This is a genomic window from Pseudanabaena biceps PCC 7429 (genome assembly GCF_000332215.1).
In the GTDB taxonomy this organism is placed as follows: domain Bacteria; phylum Cyanobacteriota; class Cyanobacteriia; order Pseudanabaenales; family Pseudanabaenaceae; genus Pseudanabaena; species Pseudanabaena biceps.
Genome location: NZ_ALWB01000193.1, coordinates 1 through 7,009 on the forward strand (window position 1 = coordinate 1; position 7,009 = coordinate 7,009).

4 protein-coding genes and 3 pseudogenes are annotated in these 7,009 nt (G+C 42.7%); 1 reads left to right on the forward strand and 6 read right to left on the reverse strand.

Annotated features, from left to right (window positions below):
- Positions 1-12: 12 nt before the first annotated feature.
- Both PSE7429_RS28235 and crn3 read right to left on the reverse strand, forming a co-directional pair.
- A pseudogene (locus PSE7429_RS28235) lies at positions 13-216 on the reverse strand (IS1/IS1595 family N-terminal zinc-binding domain-containing protein); the annotation flags it as partial.
- A gap of 22 nt (positions 217-238) precedes the next feature.
- Entirely contained in the window at positions 239-1,204 is a 966-nt protein-coding gene (crn3, locus tag PSE7429_RS17750) for a CRISPR-associated ring nuclease Crn3/Csx3 (RefSeq protein WP_009628688.1), read from the reverse strand.
- A 196-nt stretch (positions 1,205-1,400) separates the two neighbouring features.
- Here crn3 and PSE7429_RS17755 point away from each other — a divergent pair, with 196 nt between their 5' ends.
- Positions 1,401-2,951 (forward strand): TIGR03985 family CRISPR-associated protein, encoded by a 1,551-nt coding sequence (locus PSE7429_RS17755; protein ID WP_009628689.1) that lies wholly within the window; start codon positions 1,401-1,403, stop codon positions 2,949-2,951.
- A gap of 14 nt (positions 2,952-2,965) precedes the next feature.
- Here the strand turns inward: PSE7429_RS17755 and cas6 are convergent, their stop codons facing one another.
- The 4 genes and pseudogenes from cas6 to PSE7429_RS17775 all read right to left on the reverse strand — a co-directional run.
- Positions 2,966-4,108, reverse strand: a complete 1,143-nt coding sequence (cas6, locus tag PSE7429_RS17760) for a CRISPR-associated endoribonuclease Cas6 (protein WP_009628690.1) — start codon at positions 4,106-4,108, stop codon at positions 2,966-2,968.
- A gap of 7 nt (positions 4,109-4,115) precedes the next feature.
- Entirely contained in the window at positions 4,116-4,832 is a 717-nt protein-coding gene (locus tag PSE7429_RS17765) for a hypothetical protein (protein ID WP_009628691.1), read from the reverse strand.
- A 225-nt stretch (positions 4,833-5,057) separates the two neighbouring features.
- Positions 5,058-6,333 (reverse strand): annotated as a pseudogene (locus PSE7429_RS27805) (NF041680 family putative transposase).
- A gap of 297 nt (positions 6,334-6,630) precedes the next feature.
- Positions 6,631-7,009 (reverse strand): annotated as a pseudogene (locus PSE7429_RS17775) (IS4 family transposase); the annotation flags it as partial.

A 7,009-nucleotide genomic window follows, 5' to 3' on the forward strand; every position in this document is an offset into this window, starting at 1 on the left:
CAGCTAGTGGGATTTTTCTAGCAGTAGTCTCTCTAAAAGGTCATAAGTGTCTTGGATACGCTCTGAAACTCTCTGCCACTGTGGTATTTTCTACAAATTGACGACCACAGTCCCGACATTTATAATTTTGTTTGCCATGCCGAGTACTACCGTTTTAACCACTGATACGGACTGGCAGGATGGACATGATGGACATGATGGACTTGACTCTGACATTGCTTTAATCTGTAACAACCATCTAGATATTTTCCCTCATCCTTTCCTTTTTAGGACTACCCAAAAGAAGCGATCGCACTCTCTTTAATAACTCATCAGGCACAGCGCGAGACTGACCCATTAACCAAGCGCCACAGGTCATTTCTAAATAGGGTTGCGATTGATTGACTTCTTCACAAGTCTGCAAAGTGCTGTGAATCACGGCTATGGTAGAGAGATTAACGCGATCGCGACAAAACTCATGCCATTTAATCACCTCATCGGAATTGGAGCTAACGATCAAATAATGGGAGCAAGCTTCAAGAATCGGTTGCTTTTCAGGTTGTACCATTCCGCCAATATCGACAATTACTAAAGATTTTTGGCGGCGTAATTCTAAAATTGCTTGAGCATGATAGGAAAAAAAGCCTTGGGTTAATTCCCCTTTGTTAGAAACCTTCATAATTTCTGCTTGCCCTTCATCCCCTAGCTCTATTGTCCAGTTCCCCTCACCATCCCAATTTGCTCTCTGTAAATACACTTGAGAGTTTTCCTGTAGCAAGGTTTGAAATAAGGCATGGGATAATACGCTTTTGCCGCTATTCGGGGGACCAACAATCATCAGGGCTGGACATAGCTGGACTTCGCTGGATTGAGATTCAGTAATAATCTGACCAATGGTTACTTGATTACTATGGGTCGCCACTACAACGCCACCAGAAATACGCGGGTCGTAACAAGCTACCCACTTAGTCGGGTGCAATTCATTGACAAAGTAGGCATAGAGCCAGATTGGGGCTCGTCCTGAAATCACTACGCCATTACTAGTATCCACACCAGAAGGGAGTTCTAACCCAATCAGATCGGCAGGATTAATCACACGATCAGGCGTAAGGATCTCAATCTCTAACTGCTGATAGGCAAGTCCATTAACAGATTTTTTGGTAGTTAGAAATAACTGAATTTTGGGAATAGCCATGAGTGAGAGCCACTGCAAGTTACTTGTCATAAGTTTAGACTGAAAGAGTATAATTGGGCTAAATACTTCATAATAGTCAAGAAAAATTAAGCAAACTGGGCTATTTATGCAAATGATTGAAATTACTTGATTTTGTTAATTTTCTGTCTAGCATTCTGGAGTGCAATTAAGTATCTTTGTTGTTACTATAGGGCATCATTGAAGATGGGTATTCAATTAAGGATTTATGTCATCTGATATCACGGCTATTTTTCAAAGCGCACCAACTATCCAAATCCTACATTGGTTAGTCCAAGGAAATCTGGCGAGTAGTATGAGTCGGGCGGTGCGGTTTTGGGTAATTTTAGGAATGATTTATCGCGATCGCCTGTTGCCTGATCTGTTTCATTATGCTGACCTACGTGATCGCCTATATACTCGCCATCATCCTATTTCTGACAAATTCAAGGCTGAAACTTTTGTCAATGGCTGTGGCGATCGCCATTGTATTTGTGCAAAGTCTTTAAATAATTGGTTGCATATCACAACGGAGACGCAATTGCATCTCCAATTACTCACAGGTTTTGATCAGCAGCAATTGGAAGCCGAACTATCCCAATTCCCCTTTGCCACTGTGCATCGTTCTATACGGGCAGATTTAGAGAAGTTAGCACGACTTGGGTGGCTAAAAGTTCTGCCTAGAGGCGAATTTCAAATTTTGCCTGTTGATCTTTTACCTCAGTTACCACCTGATCTTTATTTGGGATTTTCCACTGAGCGATCACCTTCTCAAGTGCCTATAGTTAACTCATGGCTGAGTCAAAATCTATCGCGTCAGCAATGTCTTGATCTGCTAGTTGCTCTTGATACGCTCTCAATGGTGCAGCCAAATCTAGAGTTATTGCTAGATTCTCTTTCAGAGCTATTGGTTGCAGAACAGGATGGCGATCGCTTGCTATCGCAACACCAAAAACTGCCACATACTTTTGTTAATCTCGATTACATTCTGCCTGTTAATGTGCAAGATCGAGTAGATGATTATCACAAGCAATTAGCCGATCTTTGGCATACTGCGGACAATGGTGTGATTCAATTCGATTATGAAGTGATTAAACTAACCTCAGCGAGTATTACTAAATCTTTGCCAATAAATCCGAATGAGTTGTCCAGATTTTCGAGTGATATTAAGCAGATCACTGTTTATCCTGTCTGTATTAACTATCTGCGTCGTGCTAAATACCTCAGTGCCTATGGTATCGATCCTGACGGTAATATGGGTTGGCACAATTATCGTCTAGATCGGATTACTTCTAAAAGCTTGAAAATTCTCGCTTGGGGCGATCGTGAAGTTCCTAAACATTTAAAACAATTACGTAATAGTGGTAAATTGCCGACACCTGAAGTAGTGCAGATAGAGTTACAAAAAGCGTGGGGTTTTAAGTTTTATGAAGAACCACAACTTTTATTAATTCGCTTTTCAGAAGATTTTGCGCGTTGGTATGTAGATAACACAGTGCGTCATCCCACCTTTAAATCTATTCCCTATAATCAGATTTTACCTTTGATCCAAAAAGCTATATCTAATGCCCATGACAGAGAAAGTATTTTAGCTATTCTCAAACAACGTAGTCCCAGCGATCACTACTATCAAGCTTTAATTCGCCCGAATGACATTAATATTATTCAAAGATTGCGAGACTGGCGACCCAATGGCGAAGTTTTAGCACCAATTTCTCTTAGACAGAAAATGATAGATGAGGCAACTCAAGAGTTGATGCATTATTTACCTTTGCTGTAAAGATGAAAATGAAGCTACAGTCTCAAGTTCGATTCTAAAGCCCCGATCGCTTTACGTGCAGCTTGGGCATATTTCCTGACCGTTTCATAGGGCATATCGAGATCGATCGCGATCGCCTTCAAGCTTTCGCCCAATTCTCGACGGGCTAAGATGGTTGCCCAGATAGTAGCAGTGTTCTGAGCGCGATCGCCGCCTTGTCGTTTTTTGGTTTGCAGGAATAGATCCGTTAGTTCCGCAATTCTTTTAATTAAATGTTCTTGGATTGGAGTGGTTGTAATTGCTTCTTTTTCACTCTTCTCACTTCCGACTTCATTCTTCCCAATCTGTCTCGTTTGTCCCAGCCCAAAGGTGGTTTTATGTCCTGTACCACAATAATTAGCGAGTTTAATTAATGCCGAAAGCAACCTTTCAAAATCAGAATTTTGAGAGGCTTTAAGATCAACAGCAAATTCGACTGTACCAGTAAAGCCAGTCACATAGCCCTGTTTCGCAACAGCAACTTTAGTACAGTTAAGATCGTAGTTAGTTATGTAAACTACCTGTTCAATCCATGCTAAAAAATCTTCTTGAGGAAAAGCTTCGGGAGCAAAGTCATTCCAGCGACGGAGGTAGCTATGGAAAATATTAGTGGGAATCGGTAAGGGTAAATGGTGATTTTTGCTGCGAAAGCAAGTAGGAGTTAAGAAAGCAAGTGTAAATCTTGGTTCTGGATTTGATGAAACTGACCAGAGGTTATTGTAGGTAGTAGGTGGTTGATTAATGTCGATCTGCTCGATCGCGAAGTTGCCTTTGTAAAGGTTAATTATCTCTGGATGATTACTGTACCAAGTTTGCAGCCATGCACATAGAGGCTTGGATAGGGCGGAAATTGTCCAAGTATAGGTACTATCTGCTTTAGCAAGGAAGGTGTTGGATATAAGTTCGAGTTTGCCATTCAGGGGAGATATGGCAAAGGCTTTTTCGGATTGTCCATCATGGAGATAAGCCGAGAGTTGTGGATCGCTGTCGCGGACTTGATGGAGAAACCATGCATGGAATGCGGTGGTGTAGTTGGGGGATAATTCAATGTCAGCGATCGCTCTTAAGCTCAAAGTGATGCTGACGATTTCGGTGTCGTCTGTCCATTTGGCGATCGCTGGTTTCTTGGGGCTTGGCATGGAGTGCTTAGTAGGTCTTGACTGGTTTAAGGCTATAGGAGAGTTTGCTCTCCATCACTTTGGGATTGACTGGTTTATTATCAATATAATCGCTCAGTACATATTGTAATCGACGATCTGGACTAGCACAGGCGAGGACTAGTCCTGCGGTCATGGATTTTGTGCCACCTGTATAGTCGGCGATGATGTCTGAATCATACAGATCGTAGTTTTCCTTCGCATCTTGATATATGGCTTCGACAATTTTACGAATCTGATTAGGATCGTTAGCATCTTCGGGATTGAGGACTAGGGAAAGTTGGTTTTTAGGGTTTTCTGGATCGCTCAAGGGGTAGTCGCGCTCAAAGTGGAAAATATTTTCAGGTATATCTAGGCTCTTAATTATTTCCTTAGTGACTGTTAGTGCTTTCTCGCCTCCGCAAATAATCCAACAATGCTCAAGGTCACCTTTACTTTCTTTCCAGTGATGTTGGATGGCAATTTTTGCGGCAGAGTTTACAGTGAGGCTGGCAAAGATAATTAATCCCCTAAATGTGGCGTTTAGTTCTTCGGGTGCTTCACTGATCAAGCTGCGATCGCCAAAGATATTGGAGATGATGCGTTTGATGTTGGAAATTGATAGAAATAGAATGATCGAGAGGATGCTTACTACTACAATTTGCCAAAAGATTTTGCTCAAGCCATATTTTGTCTCTAGCCATGTGCCGAGGGTATCAAGGAGCAAGGGATGATAAGCCGTTGGCGGCGATGCTGAGGGTTAGGGTAAAGACAAAGAAGATGATGGGATATTTATTGGGCTTGGCGAGGGAGTCGATAGTTTTACGCATTGCTTTACCAACTGGAGTTTAGACTAAGGTGATTGAGATAAGCAGAAAAAGAGCAGGAAAAAGTAACTCAGAGAATAAAGAACTGAGGAAATCTAAGAGAATGAAAACGAGAATATTGAGGGTTAGGAATTAAGGTTGTCTTTGTTGACCTTTTTGGGACGAGAAACCCGTTTTTTGATGATAGGAAAGCGAGGAAAAGGAGAACGCTTACGCCCAGATTTCCAACCAAGGGACTTACCACGAGGTTTAGGAGAACAGGCTGGAGAGCCAATCCTGACTAAAAGTGCGGCAAAGCCCTGAGCGACTCGACCAAAGGAGAGATTGGTTTGGGGTTTCTGCCAAGGTAAAGGACTATCAATAACTAGTTGACGGGCTAACCACAATTGCCAAGACAATAGAGGCATAAGATCGCTCCAACGCAAAGCCTGTTGAGGAGTCAACAAATGAGGCAGAGTCCAATGTAAACGTTGTTTGGCAAAGCGATTCCAATGGTCGATAGCAAAACGACGTAAGTACAAACGCCAAATCTGGACTAAAGATGGCATCTGTTCCCCCACCCAAGCTAACCACAAACCAGAGCAATGGGGATGGGTGACTCGAATAACTTGGAAATGGCGTTGGGCAGCTTTTTTAAAGTGTAAATCAGACCATTGCTGGATTTGCACCTGTCCGACTGTCTCATCTTCTAAGCTAAAAGTTGCCGATGGGTCTCCCCAACTATCAGCATTGGCAAGTTGGAATTTATCTCCATGCTTGCGGGGACGACCACAGCCTCTATAGGGTGCAGGAGCTTTGTATAAGCATCGGTTAGGACGTAGACGCAGCAGTAAGTCTGCGGGAATATCCTCGGTCAAAATTCATAAAGGCCGCACTACCATATTCACTGTCATAGGTGGCGATCGGTCTTACAGACAAGTCTCGACATACTTGCCTCAGTTGGAATGCACCTCTTTGGGCTGCTGTCTCAAAACTACTGATCCGCTCGTGACATAACGGAATTGCCCAACTCCCTTCCATCTCTGGCACCCCACCCCAAGGTACTGTAGTCATGTCCTAACACGATCGGTTTGTTGCCTTCAACCAAATTCGGTTGATGTACAAAGCTCCTGTCTTTTAACGTTTGGCGTGCGGTCTTCCCCATCCTGTATGGTCTCCTGCTAGCAATGGGCGAATGTCTTTGGGTATTTGTTCCACACACAGTCGTCTGAGCCTTCCTCGTCTTGGTCGACTGTCTTTTAGTGACTCATATAGGCTTGACCATTTTCGCCGATACACCGCAGATAACGATAATTCCGCAAATGACTTTACGCTTGGACTGGTTAATACTGCTGCATCCCGTCCGTTTCCTAAAAATCTATATACCTGTTGACGAAATTCTTGTAGTTTGTCAATAATCATGACTGTAGATGTTCCTTTTTCTTTTTCATCTACTTTAGGCAGTTTGTATCTCTTTTACTCTGCCTTTTTTACCTTTTTTAGTCTAAACTCCAGTCCCTTCAGCAGCAAGTCGATAGCGCTCACACTGACAGCCAGAATTAAAGATTTTGGCTCAATAGGTGTTTCGGGGAGGTGCTTTAGCTTAAATGGCTGAAATAATTGATGCAAAATGTTTTTAGCCTCGGAGGTCTTCGATGTCTGAAACGCTTGTCATGAAAAGCATTGAAGCGTTCAGTATTTTTGATCTCCCCGAAACACCTATTGAGCCAAGATTTTATGGAAATCTTCCACCCGCCAACGGTAAGTATACCAACGTAAAATCTTAATGGCCGTTTCTAAGTCTTCCACGACTTCAGTGGTCAAAAGCATCCACTCCAAAGGAGTTTCACCTTCAGGACAATCGATTTCAGTGGCATAGACAGCATAAACTGGTAATGGGTCACGATTGTCAAAACGATAGGGAACCCGTAGATTAACCTTAGAAAATCGTACTGCTAATTTGGCGATACGGGCTTTACGTTTACCAGCTTCTGGTACTTTGATTTCCTGTTCAAATCTTACGGGTTGCGACTCCAGTTTTTGCCATAGCCGTTCGCTATTTTGGTCTAAACTACGGTCATGGGCTGCTCTGACTAAT